The sequence below is a fragment of the Chelatococcus sp. XZ-Ab1 genome (genome assembly GCF_029309855.1).
Classification (GTDB): domain Bacteria; phylum Pseudomonadota; class Alphaproteobacteria; order Rhizobiales; family Beijerinckiaceae; genus Chelatococcus_A; species Chelatococcus_A sambhunathii.
Map to the genome: position 1 here is coordinate 374,674 of NZ_JARKII010000001.1, position 23,773 is coordinate 398,446.

A 23,773-nucleotide genomic window follows, 5' to 3' on the forward strand; every position below is an offset into this window, starting at 1 on the left:
GTTCCCTCAGGCCCGCTCGGTGGCGGGCTTGTGCCTGTCCATCATCTCCACGAAGCGGTCGAAGAGATAATGGCTGTCCTGCGGGCCGGGCGAGGCTTCCGGGTGGTGCTGGACGGAGAAGGCGGGGCGGTCCTTCAGCGCGATGCCGCAATTGGAGCCGTCGAAGAGCGAGACATGCGTCTCCTCGACATTCTCCGGCAGGCTGTCGCGGTCGATGGCGAAGCCGTGGTTCATGGACACGATCTCGACCTTGCCGGTCATGTGGTCCTTGACCGGATGGTTTGCGCCGTGGTGGCCCTGGTGCATCTTGGCCGTCTTCGCCCCCACGGCGAGGCCGAGCATCTGGTGGCCGAGGCAGATGCCGAAGGTCGGCACCTTCCTGTCAAGCAGCGTGCGGATTAGCGGCACGGCGTACTCGCCGGTCGCGGCGGGGTCGCCCGGGCCGTTGGAGAGGAAGACGCCATCAGGTGAGAGGGCGAGAACGTCCTCGGCGGTCGCAGTCGCCGGCACGACGGTGACCTTGCAGCCGCGGGCCGCGAGCAGGCGCAGGATGTTGCGCTTGACACCGTAATCCACCGCAACGACATGGCGCCTGGCCTCGCCTTCGCGTCGGCCATAGCCTTGGCCGAGCACCCACGTCGTTTCGTCCCATTCGTAGCGCTGCGTGGTGCCGACGAGGGGCACGAGGTCAAGCCCGTCCATCGATGGTACCTCGGCTGCACGCTTCTTCAGGCGCTCGATGTCGAAATCTCCGGCAGGATCATGCGCGATGACGGCATTGGGCATGCCCTTCTCGCGGATGAGAGCGGTGAGCGCGCGGGTGTCGATGCCGGACAGGCCGACGATGCCGCGGGCCTTGAGCCAGGCGTCGAGGTGGCGCGTTGCGCGCCAGTTCGAGGGCTCCGTCACGTTGGCGTGGACGATGATGCCGCGCACCTCGGCCGAGGCGGCCATGTTGACCGTCTCGATGTCCTCGTCGTTGACGCCGACATTGCCGATGTGGGGAAAGGTGAAGGTGATGATCTGCCCGGCGTAGGAGGGGTCCGTGAGGATTTCCTCGTAGCCCGTCATCGCCGTGTTGAAGCAGACCTCGCCGGTCGATTCGCCTGTTGCGCCGAGGCCGAAGCCCTCGAGCACGGTGCCGTCCGCCAGGACGAGGACAGCGGTTGCGCGCGGCTCTTGCCAACCGCCCGCCATTGCGTCGTCTTGCAGCATCGCCATGATCAGTTTAAGCCCTCGGCCGACGCCATCACGTCCGGCCATGAAAAACCGGGCCGGCCGCTTGCGGCCGTCCGCGCCACTGGCGGCGGAACCTAAGAAGCGCGGGCGCCGGCGTCAATGTACTTGTCGTGATGGAAGCCATAACAACGAGAGGATCGTCATGCGCGCACGCTTCACCGAAGCCATGAAGGAAGCCATGCGGGCGGGCGACAAGCCGCGGCTCGCGACCGTGCGGCTCATCCAGGCCGCCCTCAAGGACAAGGACATCGAGGCCCGCGGCGCCGGCCGCGGCGAGGCGAGCGAGGAGGAGATCCTCGCCATGCTGCAGAAGATGATCAAGCAGCGCCAGGAATCGGCCGAGATCTACGAGAAGGGCGGCCGGCCGGAACTCGCCGAGCAGGAGCGGGGCGAGATCGCCGTCATCGCCTCCTTCCTGCCCCAGCTGATGGACGAGGCCGAGGTCGGCGCGGCGATCGACGCCGCCATCGCCGAGACCGGGGCCGCCGGCATCAAGGACATGGGCAAGGTCATCGGCGCCCTGAAGGCGAAATATGCCGGGCGCATGGATTTCGCCAAGGCGAGCGCGATGGTGAAGGCCAAGCTCGCGGGGTGAGCCGTCAGACCTCGACGAGATCGAGCCTCTTCTCGATACGGTCGAGGCGGGCCTCGATACGGTCGATGCGGGATGACAACGAGGCGTATTGCTGCTCGAGCAGCCCGTATCGTTGCTCGAGAAGGCCGGGGCGCTGCTTGATCTCGCGATTGTCCTCGCGTAGCGCATCGACCTTCTCGTCGATGCGCTTCAGGTAGCGCAGGATGATGTTGTCCGATCCCTCGGCCATGACCAATTGTCGAGTGGTTGACGGGGCATGTCAAACGATCCCCGCCCGGGCGGGCGCCGCTGCGTGATACTCTGGCGAGCCGGTTGAACCCGGGCCCGGATTCGGAGAAGCCTGTGGATTGCGTTGATAAGCTCGTCCGCCAACTGCTTTGCGCCGGGGTGACACGCACGCGGTGCGCTTTCGGCTAGGATGCGTTAGAGCAAAGGCAGGACGATGCGTTTTCCGCCTTCCATCCTCGAGGAGATCAGGGCGCGGCTGCCGGTGACGGCGGTGGTGGGCAAGCGCGTGCGCCTGATCAAGGCGGGGCGCGAGTGGAAGGGCCTGTCGCCCTTCAACGCCGAGAAGACGCCTTCCTTCTACGTCAACGACCAGAAGGGCTTCTATCACTGCTTCTCCTCCGGCAAGCACGGCGACATCTTCACCTTTCTCATGGAGGTCGACGGGCTCTCCTTCCCCGAGGCGGTGGAGCGGCTCGCGGCCGAGGCGGGCGTGACGCTGCCGAAGGTCTCGCGCGAGGCGGCCGCCGAGGAGGAGAAGCGCAAGAGCCTGCACGACGTGCTCGAGCTCGCCGCGTCTTTCTTCGAGGCGGCGCTCGCCGCGCGCGAGGGGGCGAAGGCGCGGGACTATCTCGCCGGCCGCGGCCTCGGGCCCGACATCCAGCGGCGCTTCCGCATCGGCTATGCGCCGGCCGACCGCTTCGCGCTGCGCGACCATCTCGCGGCCAAGGGCGTGCCGTCGGAGATGATGGTCGAAGCGGGGCTGCTGGTGACGGGCGAGGACGTCGCCGTCCCCTACGACCGCTTCCGCGACCGGGTGATGTTTCCCATCGCGGACGTGCGCGGGCGGGTGATCGCCTTCGGCGGGCGGGCGATGAGCGCCGACGTGCCGGCGAAATACCTCAATTCGCCCGAAACCCCGCTCTTCCACAAGGGGCGGCTCCTCTACAACCACCATCAGGCCCGCAAGGCGGCGCACGACAGGGGCGGGGTCATCGCCGTCGAGGGCTATGTCGACGTCATCGCGTTGAGCGCCGCAGGCATTCACCACGCCGTCGCACCGCTCGGCACGGCGCTGACGGAGGAGCAACTCACCCTCCTGTGGCGCATGGCCGATGAGCCGATCCTGTGCTTCGACGGCGACAAGGCCGGCCAGCGCGCCGCCTTCCGCGCCATCGACGTGGCGCTGCCGGCCCTGCAACCGGGCAAGTCGCTGCGCTTCGCCCTCTTGCCGGAGGGACAGGATCCGGACGACCTCGTGCGCAGCCGCGGGCCGGCGGCGATGGAGGCGGTGCTGGCGCAGGCGCGGCCCTTGTCCGACATGCTGTGGGCGCGCGAACTGGAGGCCGGGCCGCTCGATACGCCCGAGCGGCGGGCGGCGCTGGAGCGGCGCATCGGCGAGGTGCTTGGCCGGGTTCGGGACGAAGTGTTGCGCCGGCATTATCGCGCAGATTTGATGGCGCGGCTCGGCGAGATGGCGCCCGCCGGCGCGATGCCGGCAGCAGCAGGCGGTCGCGGCGGTTCCTGGCGCGGCCGTGACGGCGGGGGGCAGCGCGGCTACGGCCGCGCGCCCGGCCACTGGCGCGGCGGTGCGGGCCAGCGCGGCGCCGTTGCGTCCGTGCCGAAGGCGAGCCCATTGCTCGCCCGGCATCCGCTGTTCGCCGCCAGCGCACCCGCGGTTTCGCCGCGTGAGGCCTTGATCCTCATGACGCTCCTCGTGCATCCGCGCCTGCTCGAGGAGCACTGCGAGGCCATTGCGACGCTCGACTTTTCGGATGCCCAGGCGGCGCGCTTCAGGGCGGCGCTCGTCGATGCGGCGGCCGAGGGAACGAGCGACGGCGCGGCCATCGTCGGACGGTTGGAGCGGGCAGGGCTCGGTCCCGTTGTCGAGCAGTTCCGCCGTGCGGTGCGGCCCGGTGACGCGTGGGTACTTGAATCTGGCGCCGATTTGTCGGATGTGGAGAATGCCCTGCGTCAGGCCATCATCTTGCAAAGGCGCCGCCGCTCGCTACATAGCGAGTTGAAGGCGGCCGAGCGCGCATTGGCGCAGGACGACAGCGAGGCCAACCTCGTGCTGTTGTGCGACCTGCAGGCGCAGATAACATCGCTCGACGGTGCCGAGGCGGAGGTGGAGGCGGTCCGGACGCAGGCGGGAAACCTCGTACCGGGACGTACCTCATGATGCGGGCCGCAGGCAAGATGCACCGGCCACGAAAGTTGTGGTCGACAGGTGAAGCCGGGAGATGGTTAACGGTTAGGCAAACGATCTTTGGCTTGATCGGCAGATGAGTGATCGGGTGGCCCGGCCCGTGCCGGCGCTGCCTTTTCGTCTGTTGCAGCTGGAGAGCCTGCCGGGCGCGATGGACCGGGGCGAGTGGAGCAGTCAGATATGGCGACGAAAACGACGGAACGGGACGAGACGCAGGAAACGGCGGAAACGCAAACCGACAGCCCGCTGCTCGACCTGACCGACGCCGCTGTCAAGCGGATGATCAAGCTCGCCAAGAAGCGCGGCTACGTCACCTATGACGAGTTGAACGAGGTCCTGCCCTCGGAGGAGTTCTCCTCCGAGCAGATCGAGGACGTGCTCGCCCAGCTCAACGAGATGGGTATCAACGTCATCGAGTCGGAAGAGGCGGACGACGCCAACGCCGAGGGCGGCGAGAACGAGGAAGAGGAGGTCGACGGTGGCGACCTCGTCGACGCGACGCGCTCGGCCCTGCCGGCCAAGGTCGAGACGAAGAGCGAGCCCGCCGAGCGAACCGACGATCCCGTGCGCATGTATCTGCGCGAGATGGGCTCCGTCGAGCTTCTCTCGCGCGAAGGCGAGATCGCCATCGCCAAGCGCATCGAGGCCGGCCGCGAGGCCATGATCGCCGGCCTGTGCGAGAGCCCGCTCACCTTCCAGGCCATCATCATCTGGCGCGACGAACTCGTCGAAGGCCGCGTCCTCCTGCGCGACATCATCGACCTCGAGGCGACCTATGCCGATCCCGAAGGCAAGGGCGCCCCGCGCGTCGCCGAGGACGGCGAGGACAGCGACGAAGCGGCCGGCGAGGACGAGAGCGCCATCGCCGAGGCGGAAGGCGAGATGGACGAGGACGACATGGAGAACAACGTCTCCCTGTCGGCCATGGAGGCGGAACTGAAGCCCCGCGTCCTCGAGATCTTCGACAACATCGCCGAGAACTACAAGAAGCTGCGCCGCCTGCAGGACCAGGACATCGAGAATCGTCTGCAGAACCTGAAGCTGTCGCCTTCCCAGGAGCGCAAGTACAAGAAGCTCAAGGACGACATCATCGTCGACGTGAAGTCGCTGTCGCTCAACCAGAACCGCATCGATGCGCTGGTCGAGCAGCTCTACGACATCAACAAGCGGCTGATCGGCCTCGAGGGCCGGCTGATGCGCCTTGCCGAAAGCTATGGCGTGGCGCGCGAGGACTTCCTGCGCCAGCACCAGGGCGCCGAGCTCGACCCCAAATGGGTGCTGCGCGTCTCCAAGCTCGGCACGCGCGGCTGGCGCGACTTCGTCGCCAACGAGAAGGACCGTATCAAGGACCTGCGCCAGGAGATCCAGACGCTCGCCTCCGAGACGGGGCTCGAGATCCTCGAGTTCCGCAAGATTGTCGCCATGGTGCAGAAGGGCGAGCGCGAGGCGCGCCAGGCGAAGAAGGAGATGATCGAGGCGAACCTCAGGCTCGTCATCTCCATCGCCAAGAAGTACACGAACCGCGGCCTGCAGTTCCTGGACCTCATCCAGGAGGGCAACATCGGCCTCATGAAGGCGGTCGACAAGTTCGAGTACCGGCGCGGCTACAAGTTCTCGACCTACGCCACCTGGTGGATCCGCCAGGCCATCACGCGCTCCATCGCGGACCAGGCGCGCACCATCCGGATCCCGGTGCACATGATCGAGACCATCAACAAGATCGTCCGCACCAGCCGGCAGATGCTGCACGAGATCGGCCGCGAGCCGACGCCGGAGGAACTGGCCGAGAAGCTCGCCATGCCGCTCGAGAAGGTGCGCAAGGTGCTGAAGATCGCCAAGGAGCCGGTGTCGCTCGAGACGCCCATCGGCGACGAGGAGGACAGCCACCTCGGCGACTTCATCGAGGACAAGAACGCCGTCCTGCCCATCGATGCGGCGATCCAGTCCAACCTGCGCGAGACCACGACGCGCGTGCTCGCTTCGCTCACGCCGCGCGAGGAGCGCGTGCTCCGGATGCGCTTCGGCATCGGCATGAACACCGATCACACCCTCGAGGAGGTCGGCCAGCAGTTCTCGGTGACGCGCGAGCGTATCCGCCAGATCGAGGCCAAGGCGCTGCGCAAGCTCAAGCACCCGAGCCGCTCGCGCAAGCTGCGCAGCTTCCTCGACAACTGATCGTCCCGGACGGGGAAGAAGGGCGGCCGAAAGGCCGCCCTTTTCTTTTGACCTGCGACGGCGGAATGTCCGGCGCTTCTTCCGCGGAGGAGGCGGGCCGGGCATTTCCGCGTCAGGGGGCTGACGGCGGATGGACGAGAAGCCCCACGATGCGGCGTGCGACCGGCGTCACGAGGAGCAGCGTCGGGAACGCGACGAGCCAGGACAGGCCCCAGGCGGCGGGCCAGAGTGAAAGGAATTCCGGTCGCAGCCCGACGTTCATCAGGGTCGAGATGCCCGAGACGATAAAGGTCATGATGATCGAGAGCACGAAAGGCATCACGATTCCGGCGTAACGGGCGGGCAGCCTGACGCGCCGCGGTTGCGTGGTTTCGGTCATGGTCTGAAATCCGGTTGCCACCGGAGGCGATCAGGGGTCTGCGAACGCATCACCCCGCCTGCGGCGGCTCATGTGATGCGTTGCCTGACGTCGGACGCTTACGGCGCCGCGTTATTGTGCGGTGCGGCGTGTTGCTAGCCGCAGAGCCGTCGCTTGCCAAGCACAAACTGCGGCAAGGGAGGAATTCGATGCCGTGCCCCCTTGGCGCGAGCGCCCGCCGATCCCAATATACGAAGCCATGACCACGGAAGAGATCACCTCCCGCCCACCTCTCGCGGCGTCCCATGTCGATGCGCCCGATTCCCCCATGGTCGATGCCGTGCCGGGAAAGGTGGCGGCACCGGTCGGCGCGGGCGTGCCGATCGCCATGGAGAAGGCGGAGATCGCCGTCCGACCGAAGGGGCAATCTCTCTTCGACTGCCCGCAGTGCGACAGTACCTACATGCTCGCCGGCCAATTGTCGCCCGACGGTCTGAGGGCGAGCATCGCGCTGCGTGACTGGCTCTTGAGCGAGGCCCGGCAGATGCGCGATTCCGTCGCCATCGTCGCCGGCATGTGCGAGCGCATGCTGGCCGCGGGTCTGCCCATCGACCGCGTGTCGCTCACCATCAAGACCCTGCACTCGCTGCACGCCGCCATTTCGCGCACCTGGATCAAGGGGGCGGGCGTCACCCTGCAGGCGTTCCCATACCGGGTTGAATCGCACGACGGCTATCGGCGCAGCCCCTTCCATGCCGTGCACCAGACTCGCCGGCCGTTGCAGTTGTGGCTGCCGAAGACCGCGGACGACTGCTACGGCATCGTGCCGGAGCTGAAGGAGGCCGGCTACACGCACTATCTGTGCTTCCCGGTGTTCTTCGCCAACGGCGATGCGAACGGCATCGCCTTCGCCACCAAGTCCCCCGAAGGCTTCTCGCCTGAGCACCGGGCGCTGATCGAGGCCGTCATGCCGGCCATCGGCGCGGTGATGGAGATCACCGCCGGCTACATCACACTTGGCCACGTGCTGCGCACCTATATCGGCGATGAGCCGCATAAGCGTGTGCTGTCCGGCGATGTGCGGCGTGGCGAGGTGACGCGCATCCGCTCGGCGATCCTGTTCGCCGACATGCGCGGTTATACGCGCCTGACCTCGAATCTCGCGCCGGAGGAGACGGTCGACCTGCTCAACGGCTACTTCGACTGCCTCGTGCCGCCCATCGAGAGCGAGGGTGGGGAGGTGTTGAAATACATGGGCGACGGGCTTCTCGCCATCTTCCGCGACCGGGGGGACGATACGGGCGCGGCTGCCCAGTCGGCGCTCGATGCCGCCCAGTCGGGGCTCGCCCGTCTTGCCGCGGCCAATGAGGCGGGCGAACTGCGCATCCAGCTCGCCGCCGGCATCGCCCTTCACCATGGCGAGGCAGCCTATGGCAATGTCGGCTCAGGCGACCGGCTCGATTTCACGGTTGTGGGGCGGGACGTCAACGTGACGAGCCGGGTCGCCAAGCTCAACCGCCAGCTCGGCGAGCCCCTGCTGATGACACGCGCCTTCGTCGAACGCCTTTGGGCCGATCCACGCCGGCTTGGCCAATATGAACTCGACGGCCTGAGTGACGCGGTCGAGGTCTACCGGCCCTGAGAGGTCAGATCGGCAGCGCCCTCAGCAGGGCGGCGCAGGCGACCCCTGCCAGCATGGCGCCGACGGCGCTGCGCGTCAGCACCATCACGAGCCCCGCCGTCGCCACCGCCAGCATTGCCGTCGGTCCGCCCTTGACGGCGGCAGGCACCACCAGCGCCACGATGACCGACACGGCCAGATGCCGTAGGAAGGCCTCGATGCGCGGCGTGATCGGCACGAAGCTCATGATGACGACGCCGCCGATCCGGGTCAGGAACGTGACCGTGGCCATGAGCGCGATGGCGAGAAGGGCGGTCGTCTCGTCAACCATGCCTGAGCGCTCCCGTGATGCCACCGGCGAGCGCCCCTGCGACGACGTGCCAGCCGAAGGGAAGTATCCAAGCGCCGGCGAGGGCAACGGTTGCCGCAACCAGCCACGGCACCAGGTCCGGCAGGCCGCGCCACTGGCCGACGACGGCCGCGGCGAAGAACGCGATCATCAGGACATCGAAGCCGAAACGGGTGAGATCGCCTAGATTCGAGCCGAGCACGGCGCCGATCGCGGTGGCGATGATCCAGGCGATCCACATGAGCAGCCCGCTGCCGAGAACGAGCCCCGCGTCGGTTTCGCCCCGCTGCAGGGCACGGGTGGCCTGCGCCCAGTTGGGATCGCTCAGCACGCTGAGGACCGCATAGCGCTTGGCCATCGGCAGGTGCAGCAGCCAGGGGGCGAGTGCCGCGCCGAGCAGGATGTGGCGGGCATTCACCGCGAAGACCGTCAGCGCCAGCATCAGATAGGGCATCGGCGAGGCCCACAGGTCGAGCGCTGCGAACTGTGAGGCGCCGGCGAAGACGAAAGTGCTCATGAGGACGGACAGGGGCGCTGATAGCCCCTTCTCGATGGCTGCGGCGCCGAAGGCGATGCCGAAGGGAATGACGAAGATGGCGACTGGCGCGATCTCGCGCGCGCCATCGACGACCCCGCGCAGGGTCAGTGTCGCCGTTCGGGTTGTCCGTGCGGGCGCGCCGTGCGCGTTCATGGTGGGTCCTTCCTCATGCAGATCGCGAGAAGCCGGCATGGCTCGCGCCCTGTCAACCGGCCTGGACGCTCGGCTGCCGCGCATCCCCTGCAGAGCCGAAAGGCGCCAATATCGCTACCGTCCGGTTAAGCCGCTCGGTGAAACGCGCGGATCGGGCGAAACCAGCACTTTACGGCTCTGTGGCATTGTCATCCTGTTGCCATCGAGGTTCGCGGATGACGTCCAAGTCCAACCTGCTGTTCCGGTTCTCGGCCGATCAGGGCGGCAACATCGCCATCTGGTTCGCGCTCGCCCTGTTGCCGCTTGTCTTTTCCATAGGCGTCGCGGTCGACTACTCGCGCGCCGCCACCTTGCGCACCAAGCTGCAGCGCGCCACTGACGCGACGATCGTGGCCATTGCCCCGCTCGCCTCACAGAAATCGAAGGCGGAACTGCTCGCGATTGCGCAAACCTATTTCGCCGCGATGATGGGACCGGATCTCGCCAAGATGGGCGGCTCGGCCGCGCGTATCGACGACATATGGATCAGCAACGCCCAGACGGAGATGAAGCTCTACACCTCGGCAGCCTACCCGCCGATCATCATGAACATCGGGCGGCTCAGCAAGGACCCCATCCCGATCAGCGCCTATACCCGTACCGTCATTTCCAACGATACCTTCGAGATCGCTCTCGTCATGGACAACTCGGGCTCCATGGGGGCCTATGTCGGAGGGCGCACCAAGATGGCGGCGACGAAGGACGCGGCGAAGAAGCTGGTCGATACGATGTACGCCAGCCCGGCCATTGCCGAACGCACGAAGATGTCGGTGGTGCCCTTCACGCTATCGGTCAAGGTTGGGGCACAGTATTACAACAAGACCAATCCGTCGGCCTCGGCCTCCTGGCTGGATCTGGGGGCGAAGTCGTCGATCCATTGGGAGAACATCAAGCTCGACACGAGGTCGGGCGCCTGGAACCCCGCGACACGCTTTGCGCTCTTCAAGGAACTCGGCGTCGATTGGGCTGGATGTGTCGAAACACGACCCGGTGAACATGGGGTCAAGGACACGCCGGTCAGCCAGAGCGACGGCAACAGCTATTTCGTGCCGCAGTTCGCACCGGACGAACCTGGGACCAAGGACCAAACCAGCACCATCTACAGCGGGCGCTTTACCAACAGCTACATCGATGACAGCAACAGTGCCTGTCAGCCGTCGTCGCCCAGCTCCGAGGTCGATGCACAGCAGCGCGTGTGCAAATACAGGATCGGTGGAAATTCGTCGAAGCGCAGCAACTCGCGCGGCCCCAACGCGAGCTGTGACGCGCGCGAGCTGACGCGCCTCACCGGCACCGCGCAGACGATCCGCAGCGCCATCGATGGCATGAATGCCTCGGGCAATACCAATCTGTTCGAGGGCTTCATGTGGGGCTGGCGCACCATCTCGCCGAACACGCCCTTCGCCGACGGCCGCGCCTATGGCACGGAGAACAACCGCAAGATCATCATCCTGATGACGGACGGCGACAATGTTTGGAACTCGGCGAGCAATACGCTGAACAGGTCGATCTACTCGCCCTTCGGCTATTACACGAACAACCGGTTGGCGAGCGGGGTGACCACTGCTGCCAAGGCCACCACGGTGATGGACGGCAAGACGCTGGAGGCCTGCTCCAATGCCAAGGAGAAGGGCATCATCGTCTATACGGTGGCCTTCTCCACGCCCGATGCGCCCATCAGCAAGGCGGGCCTTTCGCTCTTGACCAGTTGCGCATCCGTCGACCCGACGGATTCGAGCCACCGGCTCGCCTATATCGCGGCCACGCCCGACGAGATCATCGCCGTCTTCGAAGAGATCGCACGCAACATCGGTGCGTTGCGCATCGCCGAATGAAGCTGGCGGGCCATGGCATGCATGCAGCGGCGGACGGTATTGTCAGCGTCCGCCGCCTGTGCCATGGAAGCTCGGCGCTGCGGAATGTCTTTGTGCCGCACACCGTGCCGGCGGCGCCACGTCCTTGACGGGCCAGTAGCTCAATGGTTAGAGCCGGCCGCTCATAACGGTCTGGTTGCAGGTTCGAGTCCTGCCTGGCCCACCAATTAACGTCTTGGAATAACGGAATTTTCTTTCCCAAAAACGGATTGCTCTAAGGTTCATCGAACCTATCGGCCTGCGCTGCGGACGCGCGTGAAGTCGAGGATGCCGGCTTCCTCGCGCAAGTGATCCGGGGCAAACCTCGTGTAGACGCGCTCAGTGACGGTTGTGTTCGAGTGCCCAAGATACTGGCTGATCCTGCTCATTGAGACGCCAGCGGCGGCAAGGTGGCCGGCTAGATGTGCAACGCATGGCCGAGCGCCTTGAGGGCCGCTTCCTGGAAGGCCTCGCCCTGCGTCGGGTGGGCGTGGATCGTGGCGGCCACGTCCTCGAGCCGCGCGCCCATCTCGATGGCGAGGCCGAAGGCCGTCGAGAGTTCGGATACCCCTTGGCCGACCGCCTGGATGCCGAGCACCAGGTGGTTGTCGGCGCGCGCGACGATGCGCACGAAGCCGTCCTCGCCGAGGCGCGTCATGGCGCGCCCGTTGGCGCTGAAGGGAAACTGGCCGATCTTGATCTCGCGGCCTCCGGCGCGCGCCTCTTCCGGTGACAGCCCGACCGCGACGATCTCGGGATCGGTGAAGCAGATGGCGGGGATGGCGCGGACATCCCAGCTGCGGCGCCTGCCGGCGACGATCTCGGCGACCATCTCGCCCTGCGCCATGGCGCGATGCGCGAGCATGGGCTCGCCGGTCACGTCGCCGATCGCATAGATGCCGCGCATCGAGGTGCGGCATTGATCGTCGATGCGCAGGAAGCGGCCGGCCATGTCGAGATCGATCTCCTCGAGGCCCCAGCCGTCGGTGACCGGGCGGCGGCCGACCGCTACCAGCACCTTTTCGGCCGGGACGCGCTTCTCGCCGCTTGCGGTCTCGACGATGAGCGCATCGCCCTTGCCCGACAGGCCGCGCGCTTTGGTGCCGGTCAGCACCGAGACGCCGATCTCCTTCAGCCGCTTGACGACCGGCCGCGTCAGCTCCGCGTCATAAAGCGGCAGGATCCGGGATTCGGCTTCCACCACGGTGACGGCGGTGCCGAGCTTGGCGAAGGCCATGCCCAGTTCGAGGCCGATATAGCCGCCGCCGACAACGACGAGTGTCTCTGGCAGCTTCGTCAGGGCCAGCGCTTCGGTGGACGAGACCACCGTTCCGCCGAAGGGCAGGTTCGGCAGCGCAACCGGTTCGGAGCCCGTGGCGATGACGATCGCCTGCGCGCGGATGACCTGCACCCCCGTCTCGGTCTCAACGGCGACCGTCTTGCCGTCGCGGAAGCGGGCCCGGCCGTGGACGGACTTCACGCCAGCCTTCTTGAGGAGATTCGCGACACCGTTGTTGAGGCGGCCGACGACGTGGTCCTTCCAGGCGATCGTCTTCTTCAGGTCGAGGGTTGGCGCAGAGACGGATATGCCGAGCGGGGCCGAGGCGCCCGACCAATGGACGGCCTTCTCGAATTCTTCCGCCGCGTGGATCAGCGCCTTGGAGGGAATGCAGCCGACATTGAGGCAGGTGCCGCCGAGCTTGCCGCTCTCGACGATCACCGTATCGATGCCGAGCTGGCCGGCGCGGATCGCACAGACATAGCCGCCGGGGCCGGCGCCGATCACGAGCAGCGAGCAAACGATCTCGTTCATCGTCTTCCTCAGCCTTCCACGAAGATCAGGGCAGGCGTCTCAAGGAGCGCCTTGATGCGCTGCACGAAGACGGCGGCATTCCAGCCGTCGATGATGCGATGGTCGAACGATGACGACAGGTTCATGACCTTGCGCGGAACAAATTCCTTGCCGTCCCAGAGCGGCCGGACCGCCATCCTGTTGACCCCGATGATGGCGACTTCCGGCCGGTTGATCACCGGCGTCGTGGCGATGCCGCCGAGGGCGCCGAGGGAGGTAATGGTGATCGTCGAGCCGGTGAGCTCCTCGCGCGTCGCCGTGCCCGTGCGCGCGGCCTCCGCGAGGCGGTTCAGCGCGGCTGCGCAGTCCCAGATGTCGCGGGCTTCCACGTGCCTGACGACGGGGACGAGGAGGCCGGCATCGGTCTGCGTCGCGATGCCGATATGGATTCCGCCGAAGCGGCGGAGAAGCCCGGCCTCGTCCTCGTAGTGAGCGTTGATCATCGGCTGCTCGCGGATGGCCGTGACCATGGCGCGCATGAGGAAGGGCAGGAGCGTCAGACGCGGGCGGTCGCCGCGTTTCTCGGCGTTGAGCTTGGTCCGCAACTCCTCGAGCGCGGTGACGTCTACCTCTTCCACATAGGTGATCGGCACGATGCGGGCATGCGCGAGCTCCATCCGCTCCGCGATGCGCCGGCGCAGGCCGATGACCTTGATCTCCTCGACCGAATTGTCCGGCGCGAGCCTTGAACGCGGGGTTCCGACAGGCCCCTCCCTCAGGAAGGCGTCGAGGTCCTCGTGCGTGATGCGGCCGGCGGGGCCCGTTCCCGGCACCTGGCGCAGGTCGATACCCGCCTCCCGCGCACGGCCGCGGACGGCAGGCGAGGCGATCGGCTTCGCGCCCGATGGCCTCGGGGCCACTCCTAACGCGGGCGTGGCGCGCGCTGCGGGGGCCCGGGCAGCCTTCGGCTCCGCCTCTTCCGCCACCGTCCCGGGCACGGGCGACCGGGACGGTTCCGGCTCAGCCGGTTGCGCACTCTGGCCGGTTGCCGCCGTCGCCGGTGCGTCGGTGTCGTCCTCACCCGGGGTCCGGAGCCGCACGAGCGGTGCGCCGACGGCCACCTTCTCGCCGATCTCCGCGCCGATCCAGGCGACTTCACCCTCGACGGGGGAGGGAATCTCGACCGTCGCCTTGTCGGTCATCACAGCGGCGAGAACGGCGTCCTCGCGCACCAGGTCGCCGACCTTCACATGCCATTCGACGAGTTCCGCCTCAGCGATCCCCTCGCCGACGTCGGGCAGCTTGACGATGCGCTCGCCCATTCAGGCCTCCATCGCTCGCACCAGTGCCTCGCCAACGCGGGCCGGGCCGGGGAAATAGTCCCACTCCTGGGCGTGGGGGTAGGGCGTGTCCCAGCCGGTGACCCGACCGACGGGCGCTTCGAGTTGGTAGAAGCAATGCTCCTGGACGAGGGCAGCGAGCTCCGCACCGAAGCCGGAGGTCAGCGTTGCCTCATGCACGATCACGCAACGCCCGGTCTTGCGGACAGACTCGATGATTGCGTCGAGATCGAGCGGCAGCAGCGTCCGCAAGTCGATGATCTCGGCATCGATGCCGGTCTCCTGCGCGGCGGCCTCCGCCACATAGACCATCGTGCCATAGGCGAGGACCGTGACGCTGCTGCCTTGCCGGCGCACCTCGGCCTTGCCGAGCGGGACGGTGAAATGGCCAGCATCCACTTCGCCGAGCGGATGCCCGGACCACGGCGTCACCGGCCGTTCGTGATGGCCGTCGAACGGTCCATTGTAGAGCCGCTTCGGCTCCAGGAAGATGACCGGGTCGGGGTCCTCTATCGCGGAGATCAGTAGCCCCTTGGCGTCGCGCGGGTTCGAGGGCACCACCACCTTCAGGCCGCAGACGTGCGTGAAGAGCGCTTCAGGGCTCTGGCTGTGGGTCTGGCCGCCGAAGATGCCGCCGCCCGACGGCATGCGCACGACGATGGGACAGGTGAACTGGCCGTTCGAGCGGTAGCGGATACGGGCCGCTTCCGAGACGATCTGGTCGTAGGCCGGATAGACATAGTCTGCAAACTGCACCTCCACGCAGGGCCTGAGGCCGTAGGCCGCCATGCCGATGGCGGTGCCGACGATACCGAGCTCGCTGATCGGTGTATCGAAGCAGCGCGTCTTGCCATATTTCTGCTGAAGTCCGGCCGTGCAGCGGAAGACGCCGCCGAAATAGCCGACATCCTCGCCGAAGACGACGACCTTGCCGTCCCGCTCCATGGATATGTCGATGGCCGAGCGGATGGCCTCGATCATGGTCATGCGCGGCATGGCTCAGACTCCGGCCTGATGGCGCTGGCGCCTGAGATGGGGCGGCATCTCGGCATAGACGCCCTCGAACATGTCGCGTACGGACGGCTTGCCGCCCGAATGCAGCGTGCCGTGCTTCTCGGCCTCCTTCTGCGCCATGATGACACTGTCCATGACCTCGGCCTCCGCCTGCCTGTGCCGCTCCTCGCTCCAGACGCCGCGCCGGACGAGATGGTTCTTGAGCCGGATGACGGGGTCTCCGAGCGGCCATGCCTCCGATTCGTCCTTGGGCCGGTAGGCCGAAGGATCGTCCGAAGTCGAGTGCGCGCCGACGCGGTAGGTGACGTATTCGACGAGCGTAGGACCGAGATTGCGCCGGGCCCGTTCGGCCGCCCATCGGGCGACGGCGTAGACGGCGAGATAGTCGTTGCCGTCGACCCGTAGCGCCGGGATGCCGAAGCCGAGTCCGCGAGCGGCGAATGTGCCGGCCCCGCCGCGCGCGATGCCCTGGAAGGTCGAGATCGCCCACTGGTTGTTGACGATGTTGAGCACGACCGGCGCCCGGTAGGTCGAGGCGAAGACGAGGGCGGCGTGGAAATCGCTCTCGGCCGTCGACCCGTCGCCGATCCAGCCCGCCGCGATCCGGGTGTCGTTGCTGATCGCAGACGCCATTGCCCAGCCGACGGCCTGCACGAACTGCGTCCCCAGATTGCCGGAAATCGAGAAGAAGCCGTGCTCCTTCGATGAGTACATGATGGGAAGCTGCCGCCCCTTCAGCGGATCGGCCTCGTTGGAAAAGATCTGGTTCATCATGTCGACCATCGGATAGCCGCCCGCAATCAGGAGGCCGGCCTGCCGATAGGTGGGGAAATTCATGTCGCCGGGCTCGAGCGCCTTGCGAAAGGCGCAGCTCACGGCCTCCTCGCCCATGTGCTGCATGTAGAAGGAGGTCTTGCCCTGGCGCTGCGCCATCAGCATCCGGGCGTCGAAGGCACGCAGCGTCATCATGTGGCGCAGGCCTTCGAGCAGGGCCTCGTCGGAGAGCAGGCCGCTCCACGGGCCGACCGCCTCGCCCTCCCGGTTCAGGACGCGGATGATCGAGAAGGCAAGATCGCGAATGTCGCGCGGATCGACGTCCACCGGCGGCCGCGGCACCGAGCCGGCCTTGGGGATCGGCACGTTGGAAAAATCTGGCGTGCCGCCCGGCCGCACTGCCGGTTCGGGGACGTGCAGGCTGAGAGGGGGAAAGTCGTCCATCATGAAAGCCTATGTGCTCGCCGGGACTACCAGAACACGACCGTCGCGGGCGCGGGGCCCATGGCCGCCGGCCCGGTCCGATCGCGACACCGCCTATCGGGACGACGCAACTGCACAGGCGCCGCCCCCCGATCATCGGCCGGATCGGGCGCAATTTCCACTGTTGCGTGTATCGGCTGCGGGCGGCGTCTTCGCTCACGTTGTGGCGCGTGCGGGGCAGCGGGACTTAACGCGCCTGACGGTGCTGCACGTACCAGTCGGCGATCTCGCTGCCGGTGGCGAGCCACACCTCCTGTCGCGCGGTGATGTGGGCGAGGGCGCTGTCGAAGGCCCGCATGCGGTGCGGATGGCCGATCAGGAACGGGTGCAGCGCGATGGCCATCACCCGCCCGGTCACCGCGCCATCCTCATAGAGCCCGTCGAACTGGTCGCGAATGGTCCGCGCGAAATCCTCGCCCGTCTGACCGCGCTCGATGAAGGCTGCGTAGTCATTGATCTCGGCGGAATAAGGAAGCGACAGCATGCTGCCGTTCCTGACATGCATGGGATAGGGCTGCTCGTCATTGACCCAATTGGCGACGTAGCCGACCCCCGCCTCGGCGAGGAGGTCGAGCGTGCGGTGGGTTTCGCTCAGGCCCGGGCTCAGCCAGCCGCGTGGCCGCGTGCCCGTGGCCTCGGTGATGGTGTCGAGCACCGTCGTGACGAGGTGCCGCTCCTCCTCCTCGGACTGGGCGTTGATCATGGTGGAGTTGTTGGTGCCGTGCCCCATCCACTCCCAGCCGAGCGCCTTGCCGGCTTCCAGTATGCGCGGGTAGTGCCGAACGACGTCGGCGTTGAGGGCGGCCGTGCCGCGAATGCCGTGCCGCTCCATGACCTCCATCAGTCGCCAGATGCCGACGCGCACGCCATAGTCGCGCCAGGAATAGTTGAGCACGTCCGGCACGAAGGCGGTCGTGGCCGGCACGATCGCCGCGCCCGGCCGATCAAACAGGAAGTGCTCGATGTTCGGGATGACCCAGACAGCGACCCGCGCGCCGTGCGGCCAGCGCAGGGGCGGGCGGTCGACGATGGCCGAATAGGGGAAGCGGCCGTGTTTCTGCGGTACTGCTGCAGTCTGTGACATGAATGGACTCCTTGCTCGCCTCGACCGAGGTCGCACTCGGCCGGTCGCAAGCGCTATAGAGCCGCTCGCAGGATAGAATAATCAGGCTTCAGTGACGAAGATTTCGGACTAAAATGTCCGAAATAGGGGAATCGCCCGTGGACAGCCTGCACGCCTTCAACGCCTTCATGCGTGCCGCCGAGGCGCGCAGCTTCACGGTCGCCGGCCGGCAACTCGGCGTGTCTTCGTCCGCCATCGGCAAGGCGATCGCGCGGCTTGAGGAGAGGGTTGGCGTGCGTCTGATGCATCGCTCGACGCGCGCGATCACGCTGACGGCGGAAGGGGCGCGCTTTCTCGAGCGCTGCCGCCGCATCTTCAGCGAGATCGAGGCGGCGGAGCTGGAGCTGGCGCAGACGCAGGGCACGCCGCGCGGGAAGCTGCGCGTGAGCCTGCCCCTCGCCGGCATGCTGATGATGCCGACGCTCACGGCCTTCATGCAGGCCCATCCGGCCATCGCGCTCGACCTCGACTTCACCGACCGGCTGGTCGATGTGGTGGAGGAGGGCTTCGACGTGGTGGTGCGGGCCGGTGCGGTGAGCGATTCCCGCCTGATGATGCGCGTCCTGGGCAGCTTCCGGCTCGGGCTCGTTGCCTCGCCCCGCTATCTGGCGCAAAGGAGCACGCCGCGCACGCCCGCGGATCTCGCCGGCCATGCCTGTCTGCACCATCGCTATGCGACGAGCGGCAAGCTCGAACCCTGGCCGCTCCGGCGTGGACCGGGCGAGCCGGATATCCCGGTGGCGGCCGTCGCCAACACCATCGAGCCGCTGATCGCAATGGCAGAGGCGGGGCTTGGCATTGCCTGCCTGCCGGATTTCGCCATTCGCCGACAACTCGCCGATGGGCGACTCTGCGCGGTGCTCGCGGAGCACACGGAACATGAAGGAACCTTCCGGCTGCTGTGGCCGTCAAGCCGTTACATGTCGCCCAAATTGCGCGTCTTCGTCGACTTCATGGCGCGACACCTCTTCGCACAATGAGGTTGCCTACTGGGACAATTGCGCCGTCGAACGCTCGTAGCGGGTCTCGCCGGTCGACGCATCGATGCCGCAAAGGCTGACGTCGTAGCCCCAGAGGCGGCGCACATGGCGCAGCGTGGCGTCGCGATTCTCCTCCTCCAGGAGGATGCCGTTCTTGATGTAATGGGCGAGTCGCAGGTGCCGGTTGCCGAGCAGGTCGACGTCGACCACCTGGATGTCGGGCAGGTTGGCACCGGTCTCGTAGTTGCGGGCAAGTGCGGCGCGAATCGCTTCGTAGCCGCGCTCGTTGTGGATGGAAGCCACCTCGCAGAAATTGTCGCCCGCCCTGTCGGACAGGAGGAAGAGCCGGAACTTCCGGATCAGCGCCGGGCTCAGATATTGCAGGACAAAGGACTCATCCCGGTGGTTGGCCCAGGCGTCGATCAGCGTGGCGCGCCAGTCGCCGCTGCCGGCAAGGTCGGGAAACCAGTCGCGGTCCTCCGCCGTCGGCTCCGTCGCGATGCGCTCGATGTCCTGCATCAGGGCAAAGCCCAAGGCATAGGGATTGATGCCGGAAAAACGCGGATCGTCGAAGTCAGGCTGGAAGACGACATTCGAATGGCTCTGCAGTATCTCCAGCATGGTGCCTTCGTTGATCTTTCCCTGATCGTAAAGGCGATTCATGATGAAGTAATGAACGAAGGTGGCGCAGCCTTCATTCATCACCTTGGTCTGGCGTTGGGGGTAGAAATACTGGGCAATGACGCGCACGATGCGGAGGATTTCCCGCTGCCACGGTTCCAGTATGAGGCTGTTCTTCTCGAGAAAATAGAGAAGGTTCTCTTCCGGCAGATTGAGGGCTTTCTTGCGCTCGGCTGCCTCCCGCTCGGCCTTGGAGAGGTTCTCTCCGTCGATGCTGTCGGCAGACGACGGCAATGTCCGCCACAGGTCGTTGTAGGTCTGTTCCTCGTATTCCAGCCGCTCGCGGGCGCGCTCGCGCTCCTTCTCCGAGGAAAGACGCGGCGGGCGGCGATAGCGGAAGACGCCCTGGTCCATGATGGCGTGGGCGGAATCGAGGATCTCCTCGACGGCGGCGGTGCCGTGGCGCTCCTCGCACTTCGTGACGTATTTCTTGGCGAATTCCATGTAGCCGAGGATGGCGTTGGCGTCGGTCCACTGCCGGAAGAGATAGTTGTTCTTGAAGAAGTGGTTGTGCCCGAAGGCCGCATGCGCCGTCACCAGGGCCTGGATGGCCATGGTGTTCTCCTCCATCAGGTAGCTGATGCAGGGATTGGAGTTGATGACGAGTTCATAGGCGAGGCCGCGCAGGCCCTTGCGGTAGAGATGGTCCTCGAAGACGAAGCGCTTGCCGAAGGACCAGTGCTGGTACATCAGCGGCATGCCGACCGAGGAATAGGCGTCGAGCATCTGCTCGGATGAGATGATCTCGATCTGATTGGGATAGACGTCGAGCCCGAGTTCCTCGAGCGCGATCGCCTCGATGGCGTCATAGGTGCGCGAGAGGGTGGCGAAGTTCCAGTCGGAGCCGGAAAAGAGGAGCGGTGAGGTTGGCCGTTTCGTCATCCCGATCCCCGTTCACTTGCGCTGCGGCGTCGTGGGCTGGCGGGCAAAGAGCTTGCGGAAGACCGGGTAGATGTCGGCCGGCCGCGCGATCCGCGTCATCTGGAAGTTGGGCCATGCCTCGTTTACAGTGCGGTAGGCCCGCCAGAGCGAAGTGCCGTTGTCGGTCGCGCCAAAGATCTCGGTCTCGCGTTCGTCGATGATCTCCACATAGGCGTAATACTGGCAAAGGCGCATCAATGGCCCGTTGAGCAGGGACGCGCAGCGCTCGGAATCGCCGGCGATATTGTCCCCATCCGATGCCTGCGCGGCATAGATGTTCCAGTCCCGTGCCGGATAGCGCTCCTCGATGATGCGTAGCATCTCCTCGAGGGCGGTGGAGACCACCGTGCCGCCGCTCTGGGTGGAATAGAAGAAGGTGTCCTCGTCCACCTCCCGCGCCTCGTCGGTGTGGCGGATGAAGACGATGTCGATGCGGTCATAGCGGCGCTTGAGAAAGAGGTGCAAGAGCACGAAGAAGCGCTTGGCGAGGTCCTTCTCCCGCTCGCCCATGGAACTCGACACGTCCATGAGACAGAACATCACCGCATTGGCGTTGGGCAGCGGCTGCGGCTCGAAGCGGTTGTAGCGAATGTCGACGGGATCGACATAAGGAATGCGCCGGCGCCGACGCTCCAGCCGCTCCAGCTCTGCGCGCAGTTCCTCGAGCCGCTGGCCGCGGCCGGCGGCGGGAGCGGCGGTCTCGAGCATCGCGATCTCCCTGGCAAGTGCCTCGACATCCGCGCGCCGCGGCCGGTGCAGGGCAATGCGCCGTCCGTAGCTGTTGCGCATGGTGCGGCCGACGTTGATGTTCGTCGGCGCACCGCTCGTCGCGAAGCCCGCCCGGCGCGGCTTGTACGACACGGTCTCCTTGAGGGAGAGCTTGATCATGTCGGGTAGCTCGAGGTCCTCGAAGAACAGGTCGAGCACCTCCTCGCGCGAGAGCACGAACTGGAAGTCGTCTTCCGCCTGGCCGCGGCCGGCCCGGGAGCCGGCACCGCCTGTCCCTCCGCCGGGCTTCGGAATCCGGTCGCCTGGCGTGAACTCCTTGTTTCCCGGCAGGATATATTGTCGCTGCCCGCTGGTACGAGCGGGCTGGAAGGTCGGTTCATCCGTGCCGCGCGCGGGCATCGGCACGCCCTGCTCGGCATCGACATCGGCGATCTTGCCCGCCCTGATCCGTTCCTTGACGACCCGCTTCAGCTCTTCGTGGGCACGCCGCAGGAAGCGCCGCCGGTTCCCGAGGCTCTTGTCCTTCGGGTTGAGGCGGCGATCGATGAAATTCGGCATCCGCTGACCTCGCCCATTGGCGCCTCACCCTGCCTTGTTGACACGCATGTACCAGTCGACGAGGCGCCGGACCTGCCGCCTGGTATAGCCACGCTCGACCATGCGGTGCACGAACTCGTCGTGCTGCTTCTCGGTGGCGCTGTCCTTCTTGGAGCCGAAGCTGATCACAGGCAGCAGGTCCTCAACCTGGGCGAACATGCGCTTTTCGATGACCTCGCGCAGCTTCTCGTAGCTGGTCCAGGCGGGGTTGCGGCCGTGGTTCCTCGCCCGGGCGCGCAGCGTGAACTTGACCACTTCGTTGCGGAAGTCCTTCGGATTGGCGATGCCCGCCGGTTTCTCGATCTGCGACAGTTCGCTGTCGAGGATCTCGCGGTTGAGAATCTGGCCCGTGTCGGGATCCTTGAAGTCCTGGTTCTCCAGCCAGGCATCGGCATAGGCGATATAGCGGTCGAACAGGTTCTGGCCATATTCGCTGTAGGATTCGAGATAGGCCTTCTGGATCTCGTGGCCGATGAACTCGGCATAGCGCGTGGCGAGCTCGGACTTGATGAAGTCGAGATAGGCGGTCTCCGTCTCCTTCGGGAACTGCTCGCGCCTGATGGCCTGCTCCAGGATGTACATGAGATGGACGGGGTCGGCCGCGACCTCCTTGGTGTCGTAGTTGAATGTCTCCGACAGGACCTTGAAGGCGAAGCGCGTGCTCACCCCGGTCATGCCCTCGTCGACGCCGGCCGCATCGCGGTATTCCTGCACGGGCTTCGCCTTGGGGTCGATATCCTTCAGGTTCTCGCCGTCATAGACCCGCATCTTGGTATAGAGCGGCGAGTTCTCGTGCTCGGCGAGCCGGGTCGAGACGGTGAAGCGGCTCAGGATCTCCAGCACCTCCGGCGCGCACGGAGCCTTGGCGAGAGCGCTTTCGCGCAGCAGCTTCTCATAGATCTGCCGTTCCTCGGTCACGCGCAGGCAATAGGGCACCTTGACCACGAGGATGCGGTCGAGGAAGGCCTCGTTGTTCTTGTTGTTCTTGAACTGCAGCCATTCGGATTCGTTGGAATGGGCGAGCACGATGCCCTGATAGGGGAAGGCGCCGAAGTTCTCGGTGCCGTTGTAGTTGCCCTCCTGGGTCGCCGTCAGCAGCGGATGCAGCACCTTGATGGGGGCCTTGAACATCTCGACGAACTCGAGCAGCCCCTGCGTCGTGCGGTTGAGGCCGCCGCTGTACGAATAGGCGTCAGGATCCGACTGGCTGTAGTTCTCGAGCTGGCGGATATCGACCTTGCCGACGAGCGAGGATACGTCCTGGTTGTTCTCGTCCCCCGGCTCGGTCTTGGCGATGGCGATCTGTCGCAGGCGCGAGGGCATCAGCCTGACGACGCTGAACTTGGAGATGTCGCCCCCGACCTCATCGAGGCGCTTCGCCGCCCAGGGCGAGATGAGGCCGGTCAGGCGCCGTCGGGCGATGCCATACTTGTCCTCGAGGAGGTCGGCCATGCGCTCGGGGTGAAACAGGCCGAGCGGCGACTCGAAGATCGGGCTCACGGTACCGTTGATAGCGAGGGTGTAGATGGGGCGCAGCTCCATCAGCTTCTTGAGCTGCTCGGCGAGCGACGACTTGCCGCCGCCGACGGGGCCGAGCAGGTAGAGGATCTGCTTGCGCTCCTCGAGACCCTGGGCCGCATAGCGAAAGTAGCCCACGATCCGCTCGATCGTGTCTTCCATGCCGTAGAAGTCGGCGAAGGTCGGATAAATCTTGATCGTTCTGTTGGAGAATATGCGACCGAGGCGTTCGTCTGCACTCGTATCGACGAGCGTCGGTTCTCCGATTGCATCGACCATCCGCTCCTGAGCGGTGGCATACATGCTCTTGTCGTCGCGGCATGCAAGAAGATAGTCCTGCAGACTCATCTCCTCCTGCGCCGTACTTCTATAAATCTCCGAAAAGAGATCGAAGACGTCGGATTCTCTCCTTTGCATCGTGCTCTCCCGCGGCAGGCCCGGTCTGTTGCGACGGGATGGCCATCGGC

Annotated in this window: 19 protein-coding genes and 1 tRNA gene; 7 read left to right on the top strand and 13 right to left on the bottom strand. The window is 66.0% G+C overall.

Annotated features, from left to right (window positions below; translation table 11 throughout):
* Nucleotides 1-6 precede the first annotated feature (6 nt).
* A complete protein-coding gene (gene carA / locus P2T65_RS01875) occupies nucleotides 7-1,215 on the bottom strand; it encodes a glutamine-hydrolyzing carbamoyl-phosphate synthase small subunit (RefSeq protein WP_276199183.1) in 1,209 nt (402 codons plus the stop codon).
* 166 nt (nucleotides 1,216-1,381) lie between these two features.
* Between carA and P2T65_RS01880 the strand changes: the two genes are divergently transcribed.
* A complete protein-coding gene (locus P2T65_RS01880; protein WP_276199094.1) occupies nucleotides 1,382-1,834 on the top strand; it encodes a GatB/YqeY domain-containing protein in 453 nt (150 codons plus the stop codon).
* Between the two features lie 4 nt (nucleotides 1,835-1,838).
* Here P2T65_RS01880 and P2T65_RS01885 read toward each other — a convergent pair whose 3' ends face one another.
* A complete protein-coding gene (locus P2T65_RS01885) occupies nucleotides 1,839-2,063 on the bottom strand; it encodes a hypothetical protein (RefSeq protein WP_063189911.1) in 225 nt (74 codons plus the stop codon).
* Nucleotides 2,064-2,276: 213 nt separating this feature from the next.
* Between P2T65_RS01885 and dnaG the strand changes: the two genes are divergently transcribed.
* Both dnaG and rpoD read left to right on the top strand, forming a co-directional pair.
* A complete protein-coding gene (dnaG, locus tag P2T65_RS01890) occupies nucleotides 2,277-4,241 on the top strand; it encodes a DNA primase (RefSeq protein ID WP_276199095.1) in 1,965 nt (654 codons plus the stop codon).
* 207 nt (nucleotides 4,242-4,448) lie between these two features.
* Nucleotides 4,449-6,443: an RNA polymerase sigma factor RpoD gene (rpoD, locus tag P2T65_RS01895; RefSeq protein WP_055457513.1), complete on the top strand. Its 1,995-nt coding sequence runs from the start codon at nucleotides 4,449-4,451 to the stop codon at nucleotides 6,441-6,443.
* A 112-nt stretch (nucleotides 6,444-6,555) separates the two neighbouring features.
* On the opposite strand, the gene P2T65_RS01900 is transcribed toward rpoD, so the two are convergent.
* Nucleotides 6,556-6,822, bottom strand: a complete 267-nt coding sequence (locus P2T65_RS01900; protein WP_055457512.1) for a DUF2798 domain-containing protein — start codon at nucleotides 6,820-6,822, stop codon at nucleotides 6,556-6,558.
* A 238-nt stretch (nucleotides 6,823-7,060) separates the two neighbouring features.
* Between P2T65_RS01900 and P2T65_RS01905 the strand changes: the two genes are divergently transcribed.
* On the top strand, nucleotides 7,061-8,443 hold the full coding sequence (locus P2T65_RS01905; RefSeq protein WP_276199096.1) for an adenylate/guanylate cyclase domain-containing protein: 1,383 nt from the start codon (nucleotides 7,061-7,063) through the stop codon (nucleotides 8,441-8,443).
* Nucleotides 8,444-8,447: 4 nt separating this feature from the next.
* On the opposite strand, the gene P2T65_RS01910 is transcribed toward P2T65_RS01905, so the two are convergent.
* On the bottom strand, nucleotides 8,448-8,753 hold the full coding sequence (locus tag P2T65_RS01910) for an AzlD domain-containing protein (protein WP_055457510.1): 306 nt from the start codon (nucleotides 8,751-8,753) through the stop codon (nucleotides 8,448-8,450).
* Entirely contained in the window at nucleotides 8,746-9,462 is a 717-nt protein-coding gene (locus P2T65_RS01915; RefSeq protein ID WP_055457509.1) for an AzlC family ABC transporter permease, read from the bottom strand. The genes P2T65_RS01910 and P2T65_RS01915 overlap by 8 nt, the downstream gene beginning before the upstream one ends.
* Between P2T65_RS01915 and P2T65_RS01920 the strand changes: the two genes are divergently transcribed.
* Together P2T65_RS01920 and P2T65_RS01925 are read left to right on the top strand one after the other, a co-directional pair.
* The gene (locus tag P2T65_RS01920; RefSeq protein ID WP_141659640.1) at nucleotides 9,438-11,336 is read left to right on the top strand and encodes a Tad domain-containing protein; all 1,899 of its coding nucleotides are present in this window, start codon (nucleotides 9,438-9,440) and stop codon (nucleotides 11,334-11,336) included. The two genes, P2T65_RS01915 and P2T65_RS01920, sit on opposite strands and share 25 nt — an antisense overlap.
* A gap of 129 nt (nucleotides 11,337-11,465) precedes the next feature.
* A tRNA-Ile gene (locus tag P2T65_RS01925) sits at nucleotides 11,466-11,541 on the top strand.
* 231 nt (nucleotides 11,542-11,772) lie between these two features.
* On the opposite strand, the gene lpdA is transcribed toward P2T65_RS01925, so the two are convergent.
* From lpdA to P2T65_RS01950, 5 genes are all read right to left on the bottom strand, one after another.
* Nucleotides 11,773-13,167, bottom strand: a complete 1,395-nt coding sequence (gene lpdA / locus P2T65_RS01930; RefSeq protein ID WP_276199097.1) for a dihydrolipoyl dehydrogenase — start codon at nucleotides 13,165-13,167, stop codon at nucleotides 11,773-11,775.
* An 8-nt stretch (nucleotides 13,168-13,175) separates the two neighbouring features.
* A complete protein-coding gene (locus tag P2T65_RS01935) occupies nucleotides 13,176-14,468 on the bottom strand; it encodes a dihydrolipoamide acetyltransferase family protein (protein WP_276199098.1) in 1,293 nt (430 codons plus the stop codon).
* Entirely contained in the window at nucleotides 14,469-15,482 is a 1,014-nt protein-coding gene (locus P2T65_RS01940) for an alpha-ketoacid dehydrogenase subunit beta (protein ID WP_055457505.1), read from the bottom strand.
* A 3-nt stretch (nucleotides 15,483-15,485) separates the two neighbouring features.
* Nucleotides 15,486-16,718: a 3-methyl-2-oxobutanoate dehydrogenase (2-methylpropanoyl-transferring) subunit alpha gene (locus P2T65_RS01945; protein ID WP_055457893.1), complete on the bottom strand. Its 1,233-nt coding sequence runs from the start codon at nucleotides 16,716-16,718 to the stop codon at nucleotides 15,486-15,488.
* 226 nt (nucleotides 16,719-16,944) lie between these two features.
* The gene (locus P2T65_RS01950; RefSeq protein WP_276199099.1) at nucleotides 16,945-17,841 is read right to left on the bottom strand and encodes a polysaccharide deacetylase family protein; all 897 of its coding nucleotides are present in this window, start codon (nucleotides 17,839-17,841) and stop codon (nucleotides 16,945-16,947) included.
* 137 nt (nucleotides 17,842-17,978) lie between these two features.
* On the opposite strand from P2T65_RS01950, the gene P2T65_RS01955 reads away from it, so the two are divergent.
* On the top strand, nucleotides 17,979-18,860 hold the full coding sequence (locus P2T65_RS01955; RefSeq protein WP_276199100.1) for a LysR family transcriptional regulator: 882 nt from the start codon (nucleotides 17,979-17,981) through the stop codon (nucleotides 18,858-18,860).
* 6 nt (nucleotides 18,861-18,866) lie between these two features.
* Here P2T65_RS01955 and P2T65_RS01960 read toward each other — a convergent pair whose 3' ends face one another.
* The 3 genes from P2T65_RS01960 to P2T65_RS01970 are packed head-to-tail and all read right to left on the bottom strand — an operon-like array spanning nucleotide 18,867 to nucleotide 23,723.
* The gene (locus tag P2T65_RS01960; protein ID WP_276199101.1) at nucleotides 18,867-20,423 is read right to left on the bottom strand and encodes a SpoVR family protein; all 1,557 of its coding nucleotides are present in this window, start codon (nucleotides 20,421-20,423) and stop codon (nucleotides 18,867-18,869) included.
* Nucleotides 20,424-20,435: 12 nt separating this feature from the next.
* Nucleotides 20,436-21,749, bottom strand: a complete 1,314-nt coding sequence (locus tag P2T65_RS01965; RefSeq protein WP_055457502.1) for a YeaH/YhbH family protein — start codon at nucleotides 21,747-21,749, stop codon at nucleotides 20,436-20,438.
* Nucleotides 21,750-21,773: 24 nt separating this feature from the next.
* Nucleotides 21,774-23,723: a PrkA family serine protein kinase gene (locus P2T65_RS01970; protein ID WP_055457501.1), complete on the bottom strand. Its 1,950-nt coding sequence runs from the start codon at nucleotides 23,721-23,723 to the stop codon at nucleotides 21,774-21,776.
* Nucleotides 23,724-23,773 lie beyond the last annotated feature (50 nt).